This window comes from Streptomyces thermocarboxydus, from assembly GCF_024760485.1.
Taxonomy (GTDB): domain Bacteria; phylum Actinomycetota; class Actinomycetes; order Streptomycetales; family Streptomycetaceae; genus Streptomyces; species Streptomyces cellulosae.
This window is the reverse complement of record NZ_CP058273.1, coordinates 3436795-3456230: the sequence shown is the minus strand read 5'-3', so window position 1 is coordinate 3456230 and position 19436 is coordinate 3436795. Positions and strand designations below refer to the sequence as shown.

Here is a 19436-nt window from a genome sequence, read left to right as displayed (position 1 = left end):
AGTTCTCTTGCCGAAATTCGAAGTTGGCTTGAAACTGCCTCAGGGGGAGGCTTACTGCGGTCGACTGGCCTTGCTCGACGGAGCGTCACAGCGGTCGTGATGGGTACGTACTCGGAGAAGGCCAGGGGCGGTTGGGAACCGCTCGGGAACCTGGCGACGGACCCGGGCGTCTTAACCACCGACGACCGTGCCCCATCCTCCCGTGGCGGAGGCGGAGAGAACCACGCGCGACGGTAAACGCCAGACTTCGCCACCCCACGCCGCACCCGTACTTCTGATAGACGCTGTATGGGTGGAACGGCCGCGGAGGCAGCCCATGCCCGGCCCATAGGGGTTCCCCCTGCCCGGCGCGGGGGTGTGATGCGCCAACAGGTACGCACAGTGAAGTGATCGACACATGACGTGAGTGGTCCACGGTGTTGCCAGGCGTGCAACGGAAAGGAACGAGCGCTCATGCGCGAGATCCTCGGAAGGCGACGCAGGCTCCTGTCCCGGCGCGGTGACGAAGGGCCCGATCTGATCGGTGCGGCCCTGACCTTCGCCGCGGAATGGCAGTGGCCCGTACTCCCCGGCGTGGCGGCCGACCCGCAGGACGGGTCCCGCTGCGCCTGCCCCGACCCGGAGTGCACGGTGCCGGGCGCCCATCCGTTCGACCCGGGTCTTCTCGCCGCCACCACCGACGCGCGGATGGTGCGCTGGTGGTGGACCAACCGGCCGACGGCGCCGATCGTGCTCGCCACCGGCGGCAAGGCCCCCTGCGCGGTGTCCCTGCCCGCCCTGCCGGCCGCCCGCGCGCTCGCCGCGCTGGACCGCCAGGGGATGCGGCTCGGCCCGGTCGTCGCCTCGCCGTCCCGCTGGGCGATCCTCGTCAAGCCGTACTCCCTGGAGCAGCTGGGCGAGCTGCTGTACGCCCAGGACTTCGTCCCCGGCTCGCTCCGCTTCCACGGCGAGGGCGGCTATCTGGCCCTGCCCCCGTCCGTCACCGCTCAGGGAGAGATCCGCTGGGAGCGGGCGCCGCTGCCCGGCTCGGCGTCGCCCTGGGTGCCCGACGTCGAGGCCGTGGTGGACGCGGTGGTCGACGCCCTCACCCGTACGGGTGTGAGCGCCCCGGAGATGTAGGCGGCGCCGTCGCGCGCCGCGCCCGGCACCCTCTGCCGGGCCGCTATCTTCCCGGGGCATGCCGCGTCATGCCGGGGGCCGAGCCAGGATGCCCCGCAGAACCCGAGCGACCGCCCTCGCGGCCGTCGCGGCGGCCTGCGCGCTCGCGCTGCCGCTGGCGGTGTCCTGCGCGGGACAGAACGACGGCCGGCGCCACGCCTCGACGGGCCCGGACGATCTACGTCCGGTTTTCGGCCCCGAGGGACGCAACCCGGAGAAAGGCGCTTCCGAGGAACGCGCCGGCGCCTCCGGGGAACGCGCCGCCGAGCGACGTGACTCGGGGGACGGGGCGGCTGCCGCGCGGACGCCGGAGCCGGACCAGGCGCCGCCGGGCACGCATCTGTCGACCGCCCTGCGCTGCGGCCCCGCCCTGTCCTCGCCGGACGGCGTGGAGGCGCAGACGTGCGTGGCGGTGCGGGGGGAGGACGTGTGGGCGCGGACCTACTACCGCAACACCACCGGCGCGCCCCTGGACGCGGCCCTGTCCCTGCTCGGCCCGGACGGGCACAGCGTGCGCAGCCGGTGCGTGGCGGGGGCCGGGGACGACCCGTCCCTGTGCGAGACGCCGCGCGTGCGCCTGAAGGGCGAGCCCCTGCGGTACACGGCGGTCGCGGAGTTCGCCCCCCACACGGGCGGTGCGGAGGAGGGGCGGCTGCTGCTGCGGGCCGGGAGCAACTCCCCGGCGGGAAAGGACCGGTGAGGCCCGGGAAGGCTGTGCCGATCCTCGGGGGAGCCGGGTCCCGGAGACCCGGAACGGCCGGTGCCGGAGGCCCGTGAGCAGGGTGCGCGGCGGGCACGTAAAGACCCGGTTGCTGGCGACGGGGGATGCACCAGCAACCGGGCTACTCGAACGGTAACAAGAGATCGGCGGTAAGCAAATTCGATCTCGGTGTTTCCGGTCACCGACTGGCTTGTCCGAACGGGTACTTACCCGCGCGTAAGAACGTGTGCCCCGGGCGGGCGGGCCGCCCGGGACACACATGAGGAGCCGGGTGCGGAGCGCCTCAGCTCAGCGTGACCTGGCGGTTCGTCAGACCGCCGCGCGCCCGGCGCTCGTCCGCGGTGAGCGGGGCGTCGGTCGCCAGCGCGGCGGCGAGCCGCTCGGCGAACTCGGCGGCCGGCTTCTCCACGTCCTCCGCGCGGACCTCGCTCGGCAGGTCCCAGACCGGCACGGTGAGCCCGTGGGCGCGGAAGGAGCCGACCAGACGGGTGCCCTCGCCGAGGGAGGAGCTGCCCGCTGCGTGCAGCCGCGCGAGCGCGTCCAGAAGCTGCTCCTCCGGGTGCGGCATGACCCACCGGAGGTGGTTCTTCTCGGGCGTCTCGCACCAGTAGGCGGAGTCCACTCCCGTCAGCTTCACGGTCGGGATCGCCGCCGCGTTCGCCCGCTCCAGGGAGGCCGTGACGTCCGGCGTGGCGTTCTCCGGGTCCGGGACCCAGAACTCGAACCCGTCGTGCACGACCGGCTCGAAAGGACCCTTCGGGTCGAGCAGGTCCTGCAGCCGGGGGCCGTCGGCGGGCGCGCGGCGGGCCTGCACCGGGTTGCCCGGCTCGGCGGTCAGCGCGCGCTGCAGAGTGTCGGCGAGGTCGCGGCTGATGTCGCCGGAGGGCGTGTCGTTCTGCAGGCCGAGCAGCACCGAGCCGTCGTCGCGGCGCAGCGCCGGCCAGGCCATCGGGAGCACCGTGGCCAGGGTGACGGACGGGACGCCCTCGGGCAGGCCGTCCTTCAGGGTCAGCTCGACGGTCGCGGCGGGCACCAGCTCGCGCAGCGCCACCCAGTCGCACTCGCCCGGAAGGCCCTCGAACGGGCGGTGCACCAGCTCGGTCACCGCCTGCGCGGCGGCGCGGCCGTGGCACGCCTTGTAGCGGCGGCCGCTGCCGCAGGGGCAGGGCTCGCGGGCGCCGACGACCGGGATCTGCCCGTCCGTGAGCTGCGGGCGCTTGGCCTTCGTCTGGGGCTTCTTCTTGGCCATCGTGGGTGTCTCCCGGTTACGGCTCGTCTCGTACGGCGCGAGCCTAGCCGTTCGGGCCACGGGGGGCCGGAACCTGTGGACGACGGGATTGTCTGTGGACAACCCGTCAAAGACGTCGGTCCGAGGCGCCGACGCCGTCACTCCAGGTCTTCGTCAGTCCAGGTCTTGGTCAGTCCAGGTCCTCGAAGACGTCCGCGAAGTCCAGCCCCGTGAGGCGCGCGACCGGCGGGGCCGTCACCCGTGCCGCGAAGTCCTCGCGGCGGTGGCAGCTCACGGCGTCCGGGTCGTGCACGTCCTCGTGGACGACGACCCACACCGTGACCTCGCCGGGCACCTCGTCGCACACGCCCCAGTCGTCGGAGAGCGCTGAGATGATGTTGAGCCCGCGGCCGCCGTGCGCGGTGACCGACGGGGTGGCAGGCGCTGGGCGGGTCGGGCCGCCCCCGTCGGTGACCTCGACGACGAGCCGGCCGCGCGGGTCCACCCGCCAGGCCGCACGCACGTCGCCGTCGCCCGCCAGGCTGTCGCCCAGCGGCCGGCCGTGTTTGCACGCGTTGCTCAACAGCTCGGAAAGGATCAGTACGGCATCGTCGATGACCGATTCCGGGACGCCTCCGTCGCGCAGCTGCGCGCGCATCCGGCGCCTCGCCTTCCCCACGCCCGCAGGGCCATGGGGCACGGCCATGCTCGACGACGTGGGCACCTCCTGTGCCACCACCAACGCCACCCCCGAGACCTCCTTCGCCCCACGCCACGGTGTGGATGCCCCATCGGCCTGAGCCGGAAACCGGCCGATCCGTGTGCGGTGACGCACTCGGAACGACCGAACACGCACCGAACGCGCCGGAGCACTCCCCGTAGTTGCATGGCTGGATTTCGTCGATGTGGCCGAGATATGAGGATGTGGGCGGCCGGTCCCCACGGTCAAGAGGCGGGTGGGTAACTACTGGGACACACGGGGCGGATGTGACGGCCCACCAAGGTGTACGGGTGTGTTTTCAGCCGTCCGCCGGCCAGCTCAGCGCCCGAGACGGTCCAGTACCGCGCGCGGCCGGTTGGTGATGATGGCGTCCACGCCGAGGCTGACGCACAGGTCGACGTCCGCCGGCTCGTTGACCGTCCAGACGTGCACCTGGCGCCCGGTCCGCTTCAGACGCTCGATGTAGCCGGGGTGGCTGCGCAGGATGCGGATCGACGGGCCCGCGATGTCCGCACCCTCGGGCAGCCGCCCGTCCCGCAGGCGCGGTGTGACGAACTGCATGAGGTAGACCGTCGGCAGCGTCGGGGAAGCGGCCCGCACCCGGTGCAGGGAGCGCGCGGAGAAGCTCATCACACGTACCGGCGAGTCCTCGCGGGAGGCGGGCGCGTCCAGGCCGAACCGCTTGAGCAGGACCAGCAGCCGTTCCTCGACCTGCCCCGCCCAGCGCGTGGGGTGCTTGGTCTCGATGGCCAGCTCCACCCGGCGTCCGGCGTCGGCGACCAGTTCCAGCAGCCGCTCCAGGGTGAGCACGGAGGTGGCCTCGCGGTCCTCCGGGCGGTGCTCCCAGTCGGGCTCCTCGACGCGGGGCCCGCCGGCCGCGTCCCGGGTCTTCCACGAGCCGAAGTCGAGGGCGGCGAGGTCGGACAGTTCGAGGGCCGACACGGCGCCGCGGCCGTTCGACGTACGGTTGATCCGACGGTCGTGTACACACACCAGGTGTCCGTCGGCGGTGAGGCGTACGTCGCACTCGAGTGCGTCCGCGCCGTCCTCGATCGCCTTGCGGTACGCGGCCAGGGTGTGCTCCGGGGCGTCCTCCGACGCCCCGCGGTGTGCGACGACTCGGGTCAGGTGCTGACGTGCGTGGGTCACCGCGTCATGGTGCCACCGCTCGCCGGAGGGCGGGCGGGCAGCATGGCGTGATCGGTACGACAGTCCGGTCGGAGCCATCGAGTGGCGCACCTTACATGAGTAATGCCCTATATAAAGAATGACTCCGGACCCACAGGAACGGCTTACGGTGCCCTGACGGCGTGTGGGAAAAGCTGACGTCATACAAAGAGACGTGCACAGCTCCATCTGCATCGCGCCGGACGTCAGGCGCGCGTGACATGCGGGCCCGAGTGCGACCGACCGAAAAGCCGTGGATCGAGGAGAGAAGCTGTGAGCACCGAGAACGAGGGCACCGCGGTACCCCCGGCCCCGTCGGCTCCGCCGCCCCCGGCGGATGCTCCCGCTGCTTCCGCACCCCAGGGCGCACCCCCGGGGTCGGCTCCGGCGGCCAACAACCCCTACGGCTCCCCGGCCGCCCAGGCCCACCACGACGCGGGCCCGGGCGAGTCCGCCTCCGCCCCCGACCCCGCCTGGCCGCCGCCCCCGCCGCCGTCCACCCCGGCGTACGGCGGTGACGGCGGCGCGGGACACGGCGCCGCGGGCCAGGGCGGTGGCGGCTGGGGGGCCGGCTGGGGCACCACGCACCAGCAGCCCGCGCCGAAGAACGGACGCGGGCGCGGCGGGCTCGTCGCCGCGGTCCTGGTGGCCGCGCTGGTCGCGGGCGGCCTGGGCGGCGGCCTCGGCTACACGCTCGCCCGGGAGAACGACAGCGGCAGCTCGACGACCGTGTCGGCGGGCACCACCGGCGGCAACGTCAAGCGTGACCCGGGCACGGTGGCCGCGGTCGCGGCGGCGGCGCTGCCCAGCACGGTCACCATCGAGGCGGCGAGCAGCAGCGGCGAGGGCGGCACGGGCACGGGCTTCGTCTTCGACAAGCAGGGCCACATCGTCACCAACAACCATGTGGTGGCGGACGCCGTCGACGGCGGCAACCTCTCCGCGACGTTCCCCGACGGCAAGAAGTACGAGGCCGAGGTCGTCGGCAATGCGCAGGGGTACGACGTCGCCGTCATCAAGCTGAAGAACGCGCCGTCGGACCTCAAGCCGCTCCCCCTGGGCAGCTCCGACGACGTGGCGGTCGGCGACTCGACCATCGCCATCGGCGCGCCCTTCGGCCTGTCCAACACGGTGACGACCGGCATCATCAGCGCCAAGAACCGCCCGGTCGCCTCCAGCGACGGCAGCGGCAGCAAGGCGTCCTACATGAGCGCCCTGCAGACCGACGCGTCGATCAACCCGGGCAACTCCGGCGGCCCGCTGCTGGACGCGCAGGGCAACGTGATCGGCATCAACTCGGCGATCCAGTCGACCAGCAACGGCGGCTTCGGCACGGGCCAGGCCGGCTCGATCGGCCTCGGCTTCGCCATCCCGATCAACCAGGCGAAGTACGTCGCACAGGAGCTGATCAGGACGGGCAAGCCGGTGTACGCCAAGATCGGCGCGTCCGTCTCCCTGGAGGACACCACCGGCGGCGCGAAGATCACCGAGCAGGGCGTGGGCGGCGCCGAGCCCGTCGACCCGGGCGGCCCCGCGGACAAGGCCGGCCTGAAGCCGGGCGACGTCATCACCAAGCTCGACGACCGGGTCATCGACTCGGGCCCCACCCTGATCGGTGAGATCTGGACCCACAAGCCCGGCGACGAGGTCACGATCACCTACGAGCGGGGCGGCAAGGAGCACACCACGGAACTCACCCTGGGCTCCCGCGTCGGCGACAGCTGACCCCACCCGCCACCCCCGAACCCGTTACCCTTGTCCCCGCGCCGCCGATCACAGGCCGGCGCGGGGAGGCGTGCCCGAGCGGCCTAAGGGAACGGTCTTGAAAACCGTCGTGGCAGCGATGTCACCGTGGGTTCAAATCCCACCGCCTCCGCGCCGAGAGCGACGACAGCGGCCCCTGACCTGGATCGACGGTCGGGGGCCGCTCGCTTGCCCGGACTCCGGGGCTTCCGCCGTGCCCCGTCGCTCCTCGTTCAACAGGGCACGGATGGGGCACTGCTTCGAGATGCGGCTGCGGACGACCACCGCATCTGCGGCTGTCAGTGCTGCATGGCACGGTGCCGCCATGACGACAACGACGGAGCTCAGGCTCTTCGCCGACTACTTCCAGATACACGTGTCCGATGCGGACGCAGACAGTGATCTGAGTGACGCGTGGACCGACCGGGCTGTCGCGGATCACCTCGCGGTTGCATCACACGCGTTGGGCATCGGCACGGCGGTCAACGTCGACGTATCCGTCACTGTCGTCGTCATGCCGCAGGAGCCGAGTGACGACAGCCCGGAATTCGATCACGTCGTTGAGGCCGGCCTCGATGTGCCGTCGGGCCGCCTTATGGTTCTGGGCTGCACCGACCACGCCCCCGATGCAGCGACATTCGATGTCCCAAGAGGCTGGAACCGTGTCCGCGTGTCACGGAGCAACTTGGCTCGGGCAACTCAAGCCGACGTCGACTCGGACAAGAGTCCCGAGACCACTGAGAAGATCCGTATTCAGGTGTGGGCGGCCCCGGAGCGTCCAGCAAGGATCATCAAGCGGTGGTCCTAGCTCTGTCCGCCCCGGTCGAGGGGGCGGACCCTGGTGACGATGACGGGGCTTCTGAGTACCGGCGCTCATGTGCGCTGCCCGATGCCTCCCCACACTGATCGCATGCACTTAGGAGAACGTCACCTGCGGACGGGGAGGCAATGGACATGAGGCAGGCGGACGGGCCGTCCACCGGCCGGCAGATCGGCGTCGGCGTGGCGCTTCTGGTCATCGACCTCATGTTCGTTGCCTGGGCGGTGTTCGCGGTCGGGATGGAAGGCTGGGCCGACAGCTTCGAGAGCGACGGCGTCCCACCCGGTGCGCCGCGCGTGGCCTCACAGGCTGCGTGGCTCCTGGGAGGTAGCGCGGTTCTGACCGGCTGTGGCCTCCTCGCTTTGAGATGGCGCATCTCCGGCATCCTGCAGTTGGTCGTCCTCGGCTTCGGGGCGGCGCTGGTCTCTGCCATGGGGGCCGGCTGACCGTCCTAGCGGGAGGCGGGCGCGTTGCCGGTTATCGTCAGGTCCGATCTGGCGGCCTCGTGCAGGACGTTCAGGGTTTCCACCAACGGGATCGAGCGCAGTGGGGCCGCCCCGTTCGAGGGGAGTCGTGCCGCTCGGAGGAGTTCCCAGGCGCGCTGGTTGACGGCGTGGGCAGCGGCTGCGGCCTTCTCGTCGCTCAGCAGGACGAAGGTCTCGAAGAGCACCGAGCGCTTGTTCTCGGCCTCCTCCATGAGCGCCAGTGCGGCGGACGCGTCCTCGCCCTCGTCGCGGGCGCGGCCGGCGTCCATGGCGGCCCTTTGTATCTCCTTGATGCACGACACGTACTCGATGTACGTGTCCAGTTTCCGCTCGTCCCACCGCGTCGCCATGAGGTGCCGCAGTTTCGTGCGCTCGGTCATGGTCGTGGCGAAGTAGGACGTCAGTGCGCCGATCAGGACGCCGACCAAGGTGATGATCTGGGTGGCCATGGCGGTCAACGTAGCTGTGCGGACCGGCGCGGACCGGTCGAAGGGGTCAAATCCAGTCCGCGGGCACTGCCATCACCCCTTCCGCCGACGGCAGCGGGCCCAAGTGCCTTGTCAGGCGCGTGCGCAGCAGTTCGTACTCCGGGTGGCGGCGGGGCAGCCGGCCCGGAGGGCGCGTCACCGTGCGAGGGGGCGACAGGGTCTCTCCCGCGCGGAACTGTTCCAGGGTCAGGTCGAGTTCCACACCGCTGGGCAGACGGTTCCACCAGTGGTAGCCGTGGGGGGCGCCTGCCCGGCTTACGTCGGCGGCCAACAGGTCACCGCCGAACAGGTCGTTGACGACCAGGGTCGTGATGTCGCAGTGGCCCACGGACGGGTTGTCCGGGCGCCAGTAGGGCAGGTCGTCCGGTGAGCACGTGTCGGCGGCCCAGCAGGTGCGGAACGCCCTGTCCAGGGCGAGCAGGGACCACGGCTGCCCGGTGGCGCCGGGATCACCCCTCATGACGCCGCCCGCAGCAACCGCAGTTGCCCGATCTCCGCCGCGTTCTTCATCAGCTCCGCGTTGACCCAGGCCGACATGTGCGCCTTCGTGCGGGACGGGTCGTCCGGCCAGGGGAAGGGCGCCGGGGCGTCGAGGTCGGAGTCCGTGAGGGTGTCGAGGTGGGCGAGCCACTCCGTGCGGAGGGAGCGGAGCCAGGTGATCGTGGGTTCGCCCGCGCCGGGCCACACGATCTCGGTCCGCTCGCGCGGGCGCTCCCCGCGCGCGTGGTCCAGCGTCACGCTCCACCACCACCCGATGTGCCAGCTCACCCATGCCACGGTGGGCACCGGCACCGGGTCGGGTTCCGTGTCCGCCCAGTCCGGAACCCAGGCGCCCTCGGGCGACCGGCGGACCGTCCAGCAGAGCGGGGCGGGCTCCCAGAGGAAGTCCTCCGGCTCCAGGCGCTCCAAGTGGTACTCGAACAGGGCCCAGGTCAGGTCGAACTGCCGGCGGAGCAGGTCGACACGGGCGGCGGAAGGGTCGGGTGGGGTCACAGTTCCTCGTCGGTGGCGAGTCGCTCCCAGTCCATGTCCAGCAGTTCCGTCTCCGCGTCGCACCCCGACGGGATGCGCGACGTCGGCTGGAACCAGACCACGGTGAGGCGGGAGCGGTACAGGGCGCGGTCGTGTCCGGGATCGAGTGCCTCGGAGCGGAAGCTGCCGACGCAGGTCACGGCCGGCAGCACCTCCACCGGGCCGAAGCCGCCCGCGAACTGGTCGGGGTACTCGCGCGGCGGCGGGATCAGATGCACCGGCACGCCCGGGTGGACGCGTTCGGCGGACCGGAGCAGCCCGGCGACCGTGAGGTCGTTCAGCGGCTTGCACGGGTATCCCTCGAGCACGTCCCCGTACGTCGCCGACAGGCGCAGCTCGGTCAGGTCGACGGAGCGGCCCGAGGTGAGGACGACGCGGGACAGTGCCATGGTCGGCACTTTAAGGCGCTGGTGCATGCGGGTCTTTCGAATTTCGGGCGCGTGCGCGGGAGGGCGTGGGGGAGGAAGGGCGACCGCCTCGGCGGGAGGGAGAACCACGGCCGGGCTCAGCGGCCGGTCATGCGCGCGGCCGACGCGACCGTCGCGCGCGCCTCGCGTTCGGACAGGCCCGTGGCGCGGGCCGCGTCGACCAGGGGTTCCACCAGCTCGGGGCCGATGCCCTCCTCGTAGGCGCGGCAGGCCGCCCAGAACAGGCGGGTGTTGCGCTGCCCCTCGTGCGCAGCGAGGACGAACTGGACCAGGCCCTGGCCGTGGTCGCCGGCGGACGGGGGCGTCGGGTGGTGGGCGCGGGGCGGCGGCAGGAGCAGGCGCAGCAGGGCGGGAGGGCAGGGCGCGGGCGCCAGGCCGGCGGTGCCGGGCGCGGCCCGGTACGTGCCGTGTTCCGTACGGGAGCCGGGGCCGACGAGGTAGCCGCCGGCGCCGCGGATGTCGATGCCGGGGGCGAGGCGGCCGGCGGAGTTGGGGACGACGACGCCGGGCGGGCCGGTCAGCCACAGGTGGCGGCCGCCGCTGGGGGTGAGGACGACCACCGTGGGCGGGACGGTGAAGCCGTGCCGGGAGGCGAGGGCGCGCAGGGCGGCGCCGGGGTCGGTGCCGTTCTTGGTGTCCAGGTCGACGCCGATGAGGTGGTGCGGGGGCAGGCCGCAGGCGATGCCGTAGCCGGTCGCGCGGGGCGCGGCGGCGAAGAGGGCGCGGACGCGCGCCGGGTCGGTGGTGGCGTCGTACACGCCGTGGCCGTAGCGGCCGCACTCGCCGTGGCAGGGCGGGTGGGACGGGTCGTCGCGGTGGGGGGAGCGCAGGGCCGGGAGCTTGGTGCGGGACAGCGGGATGACGGCCAGTCCGCGTTCGGCGGCTGACAGGGCGTGTGCGAGGGCCAGCGTCGTGGCCTGCCGGTCGGTGGTGGCCATACCTCTATGTTCGTACACACGTTCGAAGAAGGGAAGGGGGTAAGGGTCGGCACCCAGGGGGCGCTGGGGCCGGCCGGGCGGGCGCCGAAACGCTTCCTCCCTTGGGGCGCCGGGGCTGTCGCCACCCCGGGTCGAACAGGCCCCAAATCAGGGTCGACTCGGGGTTTATCGGCGGCTCCTCACGCTTGCGTGCGAATCAGGGCTTAAGAGGTGGTTCCGGGCCCTCCGCTGGGCAATCCTGATCTTGCGACGTCGTGCCCAGCACCAGGGCGGGGGGCCAACTTCCCTGGTGAAAAACAGCAGTTCACAGCAGCAGTTCACAGTCGTAGTGCACGCATGGACGGCCTTGACCCGGTGCGTCCTTGGTTCTGGAGGGAACACAACATGGCAAGCATCCGTACCGCCCGTGTCATCGCCGCCGCCGCCGCGCTCCCGCTCGCGGCCGCGCTCTTCGCGGGAGTCGCGACGGCGGACAACGGCGTCGGCGCCCTCGGTACCGGAGTCGGCGGTGACAACTTCGGGAACTCCGCCACCACACAGCAGCAGGCCGTAGGGGCCGGCGCCGAGAACGAGAGCAATACCGCCCAGGTCAACGGCTCCGCGTTCACGACCGTCAACCAGGGCGAGGACAACGTGGCCATCAGCTTCGCCCCCTTCTGGTGGCCGGCGATCTGACCGCGTAGACAGGGGGGAGAGCCTGGGGAGAAGGGGGACACCGGACAGGGGGGAGGACGTCGGTCGCGGCGGCGCTTCGGCGCCGCCGCGCCGGGCGGCCGGTCCTCGAACCGGCGCCGTACGTCAGGGGGGACCCGCAGGACCCCTCATCCGCTCGTCCACCTCTGGGAGGTGAGGCGGCCCCCACCCCTACAACCTGAGGGGGATCCGGCTTCGGGACCTGCGGGCGATCCGCCGGGCGGGCCCCGCTCCTAGCGTGGACGACATGACCACACCCGTCTGCACCAGCGCTTCGAACGCCGCCGCCCCGGCGACGCAGACCCTGCCGTACGCGTCGTTCTCGTCGTACATGAGGGCCCGCCAGCCGGTGCTCCTGCGGACCGCCCGGTCGCTGACCGGAAACCCCAGCGACGCGGAGGACCTGCTGCAGACCGCGCTCGCCAAGACGTACGTCGCCTGGGAGCGGATAGAGGACCACCGGGCGCTGGACGGCTACGTCCGCCGGGCGCTGGTGAACACGCGCACCTCGCAGTGGCGCAAGCGCAAGGTCGACGAGTTCGCCTGCGACGAGCTGCCCGAGCCGGACCCGCTGCCGGCCGGCGACGACCCCGCCGAGCAGCAGGCCCTGCGGGACGCGATGTGGAGGGCGGTGATGCGGCTGCCGGCGCGCCAGCGTGCGATGGTCGTGCTGCGGTACTACGAGGATCTCAGCGAGGCCCAGACGGCAGAGGTGCTCGGCGTCTCGGTCGGGACGGTGAAGTCGGCGGTGTCGCGGGCGCTCGGCAAGCTCCGCGAGGACGCTGAGCTGGGGCTTGTCCGGAAAGATTGAGGAGCGTGAGCGGGACCTGACCGGAACCGGCGTGCCCCGGAGCGTGATCGATCATCCGCTCCCCTAGTGACATACCGCGCGGTATGTGCGCACAATCAGCGCACACCGTACCGACGCCAGGCAATGTCGCCCAGGAGGACGCCGTGCTGAGCACCATGCAGGACGTACCGCTGCTGATCTCGAGGATCCTGACCCACGGGTCGTCGATCCACGGCACTTCGCAGGTGATCACCTGGACCGGCGAGGGAGCCCCGCAGCGCCGTTCCTACGCGGAGATCGGCTCCCGGGCTGCCCAGCTGGCGCACGCCCTGCGCGAGGACCTCGGCGTCAGCGGCGACGAGCGGGTCGCCACCCTGATGTGGAACAACGCCGAGCACGTCGAGGCGTACTACGCGATCCCCTCCATGGGCGCCGTGCTCCACACCCTGAACCTGCGCCTGCCGGCCGAGCAGCTCACGTGGATCGTCAACCACGCCGCCGACCGCGTGGTCATCGTCAACGGCTCGCTGATCCCCTTGATCGCCCCGCTGCTGCCGCACCTCAAGACCGTCGAGCACATCGTGGTCTCCGGACCCGGCGACCGCTCCCCCTTGGCCGACACCCACGTACAGGTGCACGAGTACGAGGAGCTGATCGCCGGACAGCCCGTGGCCTACGACTGGCCGGAGCTGGACGAGCGCTCCGCCGCCGCCATGTGCTACACCTCCGGCACCACCGGCGACCCCAAGGGGGTGGTCTACAGCCACCGTTCGATCTACCTGCACTCCATGCAGGTGAACATGACCCAGTCGATGGGCCTGACCGACCAGGACACGTCCCTGGTGGTCGTCCCGCAGTTCCATGTGAACGCCTGGGGTATGCCGCACGCCACGTTCATGACCGGCGTCAACATGCTGATGCCGGACCGCTTCCTGCAGCCCGCCCCGCTCGCCGAGATGATCGAGGGCGAGAGGCCGACGCACGCCGCCGCCGTCCCCACCATCTGGCAGGGCCTGCTCGCCGAGCTCACCGCCCGCCCCCGCGACGTCTCCTCCCTCACCCAGGTGACCATCGGCGGCTCCGCGTGTCCGCCCTCGCTGATGGAGGCGTTCGACAAGCTGGGCATGCGGGTCTGCCACGCCTGGGGCATGACGGAGACCTCCCCGCTCGGCACGATCGCCCGCCCGCCGGCCCACGTCGTCGGCACCGACGAGGAGTTCGCCTACCGGCTCACCCAGGGCCGTTTCCCGGCCGGCGTCGAGGCCCGCCTCACCGGCCCCGGCGGCGAGCGCCTCCCCTGGGACGGCGAGTCCGCGGGCGAGCTGGAGGTGCGCGGCCCGTGGATCGCCGGCGCCTACTACAACGGCCCCGACGCCGAACCGCTGCGCCCGGCCGACAAGTTCAGCGAGGACGGCTGGCTCAAGACCGGCGACGTCGGCACCATCAGCCCCGACGGCTTCCTCACCCTGACCGACCGCGCCAAGGACGTCATCAAGTCGGGCGGCGAGTGGATCTCCTCGGTGGAGCTGGAGAACGCGCTGATGGCGCACCCGGACGTCGCCGAGGCCGCCGTGGTCGCCGTCCCCGACGACAAGTGGGGCGAGCGCCCGCTCGCCACGGTCGTCCTCAAGGAGGGCGCCGCCGCCGACTTCGCCACGCTGCGTGCCTTCCTCCAGGAGGAGCGGAAGATCGCCAAGTGGCAGCTGCCGGAGCGCTGGACGGTGGTCGAGGCGGTCCCGAAGACCAGCGTCGGCAAGTTCGACAAGAAGGTGCTGCGCCGGCAGTACGCCGAGGGCGCGCTGGACGTCACGCAGATCTGACGGACGCCGGGACCCGGACACGCGCCGGGCGGTGGGCGCGAGACGCGCGCCCACCGCCCGGCGCACTGCTGTCCGCGCCTTCTTGTCCAGGGCCCGCGCCCGGACCGTCAGTTGGTCCCGATCCGCGACAGCAGGTCGACGATCCGCTCCTGCACCTCCGGGCTGGTGGACCGCTCCGCGAGGAACAGCACCGTCTCGCCCGAGGCCAGCCGCGGCAGGTCCGCCGCGTCGACGGCGGCCGTGTAGACGACCAGCGGGGTGCGGGTGAGCTGCCCGTTCGCCCGCAGCCAGTCGACGATCCCGGCCTGCCCGGCCTGGCGGTGCACCTGCATCAGGTCCATCACGACCAGGTTCGGCCGGAACTGGCCCGCCAGCGTCACCGCGTCGGCGTCGCTCGCGGCCCGCGCGACCTGCATGCCGCGCCGTTCCAGCGTGCCGGTCAGGGCCAGCGCGATCTCCGCGTGCTCCTCGATCAGCAGGACGCGCGGCGGGTGCTGTTCGCTGTCGCGCGGCGCGAGCGCCTTCAGCAGCACGGCAGGGTCGGCGCCGTACGCGGCGTCGCGGGAGGCCTGGCCGAGTCCGGCCGTCACCATGACCGGCACCTTCGCCGCGCCCGCCGCCTGACGCAGCGACTGCAGGGCGGTACGGGTGATCGGCCCGGTCAGCGGGTCGACGAACAGCGCCGCGGGGAAGGCCGCGATCTGCGCGTCGACCTCCTCACGGGAGTGCACGATCACCGGGCGGTAGCCGCGGTCGCTCAGCGCCTGCTGCGTCGCCACGTCCGGCGCGGGCCACACCAGCAGCCGGCGCGGGTTGTCCAGCGGCTCCGGCGGCAGTTCGTCGTCCATCGGCTGCGGACGCGGCGGGTCCGCCACCTCCACGGCCCCGCCGGGACCGTCCAGCGGCTCGGGTCCCTCGGCGGCGTCCGCGTCCGGCGCCCCTATCGCGTACGAGCGTCCGGCGGCCTCGGCGGCCGGCGCGAGCCGGGACTGCCCGGCGGGCGTCGGCGCCGGCTGCGTCGCGGGCTGGGCGAGCGCGGCGGCCGGGGCGCGGTCCTGCTGCGGCGCGGACGCCTGGCCGGCGGGCGGTACGGGCTCGGCCTGAGGGTGCGGGCGGGCGCCCTGGGCGGCGCCGGGCGCCTGCCCGCCGGACGTCTGCCCACCGGAGGTCTGGCCGCCGGAGGTCTGGCCGTTCGCGGCGGCCTGGTCGCTGCGGGTGCCGAGCTTGCGGCGGCGGCCGGAACCGCCCGGCTGGTGCGGGGGCGGCGTGGCCGACGCCAGCGGCTGCTGGACCTGGGCGGCCTGACGGTTGAACGGCACGCCCTGACCCAGCGTCCGCACGCTGATCGCACGGCCCTGCGTCGAGTTCGGGTCCACCGGCGCGGAGGCCTCGGCGGGCAGCGGCTGCGCGGCGGGCCGGGCGGGCGCGCCCTCGGGGGCAGCGGGGTGCCGCCCGACGGCGTGGGCTGCGGCGCGTTCGGCACGGGCGCCGCACCGGCGCCGGAGGTGTCACCGGCGGCGGGCCACTGCTGCGGGCCGGCGTCCCGGCGGGCGGGGTGGCCGCGCCCGGCGCGGGCTGGGGTGCGCCTTGGGCGGGCGGCGCCTCGGCGGGAAGCGGCTGGGCCGGAGGGAGCGGGCCGCGGCGCCCTGCGGGGCGCCGCCCCCACTGCTCGGGAGCGCCGGGCGCCTGCGCGGCGTCGGCCGACGGGGCGACCGCACGCCGACGGCGGCCGGTGGGCGCGCTGGTGGGGTGCGGCTGCGGCGGGGTGTGGTCCTCGGACTGGTCCACCGGCACGGCGTCGTGCTGCCCGGCATCGGCGGCGGGTCCGCCCTGCGGTAGGGGGGCTGGGGCGGGCTGCGCGCCCGCCTGCGGCGCCGGGGCGCCGGGCTGAGGCGCCTGAGCGGCGGCCTCGGCCGGCTGGGGAGCCTGCGGGGCCGGTACCTGCGGGGCTTGCGGGTTCGGGTTCGGCGGAACGGGCTGCGGTGCCTGCGCGTTGGGCTGCCCGGCCGGCTGGAGAGCGGGTGCGGCGGGCTGAGGCGCGGGCTGGGCAGGGGGCCGACGGGCTGAAGCCCGGGCCCGGCCGCCTGCGGGGCTTGCTGGTTCGGCGGAACAGGCTGGGCGTTCGGACCGACGGGCTGGAGGTTCGCCCCGGGCGCCTGGGCCGCGGGCTGCTGGTTCTGCGCGGCCGGCTGCGGAACCTGCGCGTTCGGGCCCACGGGCTGGAGACCCGGCGCGGCGGGCTGGGGCGCGGGCCCGGCGGCGGGTGCGTTCGGCGGTACGGGCTGCTGTGCGTGGGGCCCCACGGGCTGGAGGCCCGGCGCGGCGGGCTGGGGAGCGGCCTGCTGGTTCGGCGGCACGGGCTGCGGGGTGGCCCCGACGGGCTGAAGACCGGGCGCGGCCGGCTGAGGCGCGCCCGCGGCCGCGGCGTTCGGTCCGGCGGCCTGCTGGTTCTGAGGTACGCCCTGCGGGGCGACCGGCGCCGCCTGGCCGTTCGGCGGTACGGCCGAGCCCGCGGCGGGAGCCACGGGCTGCGCCCCCGGAGCCACGGGCTGCGGCGCGGGCGCCACCCCGTTCGGCACGGCATCCGGAGCCACCGGAGCGACCCCCTGGGCGCCCGGCACGTTCTGACCGCCCGGTACCTGACCCGGCGCCACTGGCGTCTGCGGAGCCGCCGGGGACACCTGGGCGGCGGCCTGCTGCCCGGGAACCTGCCCCGCGACCTCGTCCTGCGCGGGCTGGCCCGCCTGCTCGCCCTGATCCTGGTCCGCCCCGGCCGGCGGCAGCGCGAACACCGTGCGCGGCGCGGCCTCCTGCGCCGCCGCCCGCTCGTTCGCGGCGGCCAGCGCGCGCCGGCGCCGTCCCGTCGGCTGCGGCTGCTGGTCAGGGCCCGCGCCCTGGGCGGGCACGTGCACGGCGACCGCGCCGGGCGAGCCGTCGGCCTCTCCGCCCGCGGGCAGCGCGGGCGCGAGCGCCTGCTGCTCACCGGCCGCGCGCCGGGCCCGGCGTCCGGACGGTGCGGGCACACCCTGCGGCGGTACGGTCCCGCCCAGCCCGGTGTTGGAGGCCGCGGCGCCCGCCGCGTGCTCGGCCGCGGTGACGACGGCGCCCTCGGACACCCCCGCCCCCGCCGCCGCACCGGCGAGTTCGACCTCCGCACCCGTCGTACCTGTCGCGGCCGCCGCGTCCTCGGCGGGACGGCCACGCCGCCGCCCGGTCCCGCCGGACGCGGCCGCGCCCTCACCGGACGCCTGGGCCGGAAGCTGGGGCTGCTGGGGCTGGGGCTGCTGCGCCTGCGCGGGCCCGGCCGGAGCCGCCCGCCGCCTGCGCCGCCCGGTGGGCTGAGGCGCCTCCGCGGCAGGGACGGCCGGAGCCTCGCCGTCACCACCCGGCGCATCACTCTCGAGGAACGCGTCGACGGACGACCGCCGCGCCCGGCGCCGTCCCCCGCCCTGCGTGGGCTCGGCGGGAGCGGCGGCCTCCTCGGCCTGCGGAGCCGCCTCCTGCGGCACGGATCCCGCCCCGCCGCCGATCGGCACCTCGAGGACGAACGCGCTGCCGCTCATCCCCGGCACCTCATGCGTCTGGAGCACGCCGCCGTGCGCCCGGACGATGCCGCGCACGACCGGCTCGTGCACCGGGTCGCCGCCGCCGTACGGGCCACGCACCTCGATGCGGACGACCTCGCCGCGCTGGGCCGCCGCGACGACGACCGTGTTGTCCAGATAACCGCCCGCCGACAGAGGCGTGTTGCCGGTCGCGTCGACGCCCGCGACGTCCGCGACCAGATGGGCGAGGGCGGTCGCGAGGAGACGCGCGTCCACCTCGGCCTCGATGGGCGGCGCGTGCACCGCGAACTGCACCCGGCCGGGGCCGATCAGCTCCACGGCGCCGTCGACGCCGGCCGCGACGACCGCGTCGAGCATCACTTTCGTACGGGAGATCTGCTCGGTGCCGGAGTCGAGCCGCTGGTAGCCGAGGACGTTGTCGATGAGGGTGGTGATGCGGGAGTAGCCGGCCGACAGATGGTGGAGCACCTGGTTGGCCTCGGGCCACAGCTGGCCCGCGTCGTCGGCGGCCAGCGCGGCCAGTTCGCGGCGCAGTTCGTCGAGCGGGCCGCGCAGGGAGCGGCCGAGGAGGGTGAGCAGCTGCTCGTGCCGGGCGGCGAGGGCCTCGTAGCGGTCCTTCTCGCGCTCGCCGAGGGCCGCGTACCGCTCCTCGTGCGCGGCGAGTTCCTCCGCGTGCTTCTCGCGGAGCTCCTCCACCTCGGTGACGTGGCTCTGGCGCAGGGCGGTCAGCTCGGAGCCGTGCTCCTCGGCGAGCCGCTCCAGCTCCTTCGCGTGCTCCCGCTCGGCGTCCTCCTTCTCCTTCAGCAGCGCGTCGTACGGGCGGCGGTCGAGGAACGTCATGACCGCGCCGACGAGCTGGTCGCCGTCGCGCACCGGGGCGGTGGTGAGGTCGACCGGCAGCTTGTCGCCGTTCTTGGCGTAGAGGACCTGACCGCGCACGCGGTGCTTGCGGCCGGAGCGGAGGGTGTCGGCGAGCGGGGACTCGGAGTACGGGAAGGGGGAGCCGTCGGCGCGCGAGTGCAGCACGAGGGTGTGCAGTTCGCGTCCGCCGAGCTCGCCGGCCCGGTAGCCGAGGATCTGGGCGGCGGCCGGGTTGACCAGGACGATCCGCCCGTCGGTGTCGGTGCCGACGACGCCCTCGGAGGCGGCCCGCAGGATCATCTCCGTCTGCCGCTGCGACCGGGCGAGCTCCGCCTCGGTGTCGACGGTGCCGGAGAGGTCACGGACGACGAGCATCAGCAGCTCGTCGCCGGTGTAGCCGTAACTGTCGTAGGCCTGCGAGGTGTTCTCGAGGTTGGCGCTGGTGACCTCGACGGGGAACTCGGTGCCGTCGGTCCGCCGGGCGGTCATCCGGGTCGGCTTGGTGCGTCCGCGCGGGTCGATGTGGTCGGGCCGCCGCATGGAGCCGGGGATGAGCTTGCTGTCGAACTCCGGCAGCAGGTCGAGGAGACCGCGCCCCACCAGGGCGGTCCCCGGCGCCTCGAAGGCCTCGAGGGCGATGCTGTTGGCGTTGACGACGGTCCCGTTGGCGTTGACCAGCACCAGGGCGTCGGGAAGCGCGTCCAGTATGGCTGCGAGGCGAGCAGCGCCTCGGGATGGCCTGCTGCTCACGAGACGCTTCCTCCCTGTTACCGCGAC

At 73.5% G+C, this 19436-nt stretch carries 18 protein-coding genes and 1 tRNA gene; 9 read left to right on the top strand and 10 right to left on the bottom strand.

The genetic code is table 11. From position 1 onward, the window contains the following. Positions 1 to 453: 453 nt before the first annotated feature. Both AY578_RS15925 and AY578_RS15920 read left to right on the top strand, forming a co-directional pair. Complete coding sequence (locus tag AY578_RS15925; protein WP_019525965.1) at positions 454 to 1119, top strand: bifunctional DNA primase/polymerase; 666 nt, start codon at positions 454 to 456, stop codon at positions 1117 to 1119. An 88-nt stretch (positions 1120 to 1207) separates the two neighbouring features. Continuing rightward, a complete protein-coding gene (locus AY578_RS15920) occupies positions 1208 to 1858 on the top strand; it encodes a hypothetical protein (protein WP_136238664.1) in 651 nt (216 codons plus the stop codon). 304 nt (positions 1859 to 2162) lie between these two features. Here the strand turns inward: AY578_RS15920 and AY578_RS15915 are convergent, their stop codons facing one another. The 3 genes from AY578_RS15915 to AY578_RS15905 all read right to left on the bottom strand — a co-directional run bounded on the left by AY578_RS15915 (position 2163) and on the right by AY578_RS15905 (position 4977). Beyond that, positions 2163 to 3128, bottom strand: a complete 966-nt coding sequence (locus AY578_RS15915) for a DUF5926 family protein (protein ID WP_136238663.1) — start codon at positions 3126 to 3128, stop codon at positions 2163 to 2165. A gap of 169 nt (positions 3129 to 3297) precedes the next feature. Continuing rightward, complete coding sequence (locus AY578_RS15910) at positions 3298 to 3942, bottom strand: ATP-binding protein (RefSeq protein ID WP_064743291.1); 645 nt, start codon at positions 3940 to 3942, stop codon at positions 3298 to 3300. A 204-nt stretch (positions 3943 to 4146) separates the two neighbouring features. Further along, positions 4147 to 4977 carry a glycerophosphodiester phosphodiesterase gene (locus tag AY578_RS15905; RefSeq protein WP_028960554.1) on the bottom strand — a complete coding sequence of 277 codons (831 nt, stop codon included), beginning with the start codon at positions 4975 to 4977 and terminating at the stop codon, positions 4147 to 4149. 291 nt (positions 4978 to 5268) lie between these two features. Here AY578_RS15905 and AY578_RS15900 point away from each other — a divergent pair, with 291 nt between their 5' ends. The 4 genes from AY578_RS15900 to AY578_RS15885 all read left to right on the top strand — a co-directional run bounded on the left by AY578_RS15900 (position 5269) and on the right by AY578_RS15885 (position 8004). Beyond that, positions 5269 to 6720 carry a S1C family serine protease gene (locus AY578_RS15900; protein ID WP_258902839.1) on the top strand — a complete coding sequence of 484 codons (1452 nt, stop codon included), beginning with the start codon at positions 5269 to 5271 and terminating at the stop codon, positions 6718 to 6720. Between the two features lie 64 nt (positions 6721 to 6784). Then, a tRNA-Ser gene (locus AY578_RS15895) sits at positions 6785 to 6871 on the top strand. A 192-nt stretch (positions 6872 to 7063) separates the two neighbouring features. After that, entirely contained in the window at positions 7064 to 7546 is a 483-nt protein-coding gene (locus tag AY578_RS15890; RefSeq protein ID WP_028960552.1) for a hypothetical protein, read from the top strand. Positions 7547 to 7692: 146 nt separating this feature from the next. Continuing rightward, a complete protein-coding gene (locus AY578_RS15885) occupies positions 7693 to 8004 on the top strand; it encodes a hypothetical protein (protein WP_258902837.1) in 312 nt (103 codons plus the stop codon). Positions 8005 to 8009: 5 nt separating this feature from the next. Here AY578_RS15885 and AY578_RS15880 read toward each other — a convergent pair whose 3' ends face one another. From AY578_RS15880 to AY578_RS15860, 5 genes are all read right to left on the bottom strand, one after another. Continuing rightward, positions 8010 to 8492, bottom strand: a complete 483-nt coding sequence (locus AY578_RS15880) for a hypothetical protein (protein ID WP_028960550.1) — start codon at positions 8490 to 8492, stop codon at positions 8010 to 8012. Between the two features lie 46 nt (positions 8493 to 8538). Next, complete coding sequence (locus AY578_RS15875) at positions 8539 to 8991, bottom strand: YunG family protein (protein ID WP_258902836.1); 453 nt, start codon at positions 8989 to 8991, stop codon at positions 8539 to 8541. Next, positions 8988 to 9524, bottom strand: coding sequence for a DinB family protein (locus AY578_RS15870; RefSeq protein WP_019525955.1), 537 nt, complete (start codon positions 9522 to 9524; stop codon positions 8988 to 8990). Before AY578_RS15870 ends, AY578_RS15875 begins: the two co-directional genes overlap by 4 nt. Then, positions 9521 to 9952 carry a hypothetical protein gene (locus tag AY578_RS15865; protein WP_210635393.1) on the bottom strand — a complete coding sequence of 144 codons (432 nt, stop codon included), beginning with the start codon at positions 9950 to 9952 and terminating at the stop codon, positions 9521 to 9523. The genes AY578_RS15870 and AY578_RS15865 overlap by 4 nt, the downstream gene beginning before the upstream one ends. Before the next feature lie 116 nt (positions 9953 to 10068). Beyond that, positions 10069 to 10929, bottom strand: a complete 861-nt coding sequence (locus AY578_RS15860; RefSeq protein WP_028960547.1) for a bifunctional DNA primase/polymerase — start codon at positions 10927 to 10929, stop codon at positions 10069 to 10071. A gap of 384 nt (positions 10930 to 11313) precedes the next feature. Between AY578_RS15860 and AY578_RS15855 the strand changes: the two genes are divergently transcribed. The 3 genes from AY578_RS15855 to AY578_RS15845 all read left to right on the top strand — a co-directional run bounded on the left by AY578_RS15855 (position 11314) and on the right by AY578_RS15845 (position 14232). Then, on the top strand, positions 11314 to 11604 hold the full coding sequence (locus AY578_RS15855; protein ID WP_019525952.1) for a hypothetical protein: 291 nt from the start codon (positions 11314 to 11316) through the stop codon (positions 11602 to 11604). Between the two features lie 265 nt (positions 11605 to 11869). Next, entirely contained in the window at positions 11870 to 12433 is a 564-nt protein-coding gene (locus AY578_RS15850; protein WP_137208643.1) for a SigE family RNA polymerase sigma factor, read from the top strand. A gap of 83 nt (positions 12434 to 12516) precedes the next feature. Then, positions 12517 to 14232 carry a long-chain fatty acid--CoA ligase gene (locus tag AY578_RS15845; protein WP_051101690.1) on the top strand — a complete coding sequence of 572 codons (1716 nt, stop codon included), beginning with the start codon at positions 12517 to 12519 and terminating at the stop codon, positions 14230 to 14232. Between the two features lie 107 nt (positions 14233 to 14339). On the opposite strand, the gene AY578_RS15840 is transcribed toward AY578_RS15845, so the two are convergent. Continuing rightward, positions 14340 to 15608: a response regulator gene (locus AY578_RS15840; protein WP_215189304.1), complete on the bottom strand. Its 1269-nt coding sequence runs from the start codon at positions 15606 to 15608 to the stop codon at positions 14340 to 14342. Between the two features lie 132 nt (positions 15609 to 15740). Further along, positions 15741 to 19409, bottom strand: a complete 3669-nt coding sequence (locus AY578_RS15835) for a PAS domain-containing protein (protein WP_258902834.1) — start codon at positions 19407 to 19409, stop codon at positions 15741 to 15743. Between the last annotated feature and the right edge of the window lie 27 nt (positions 19410 to 19436).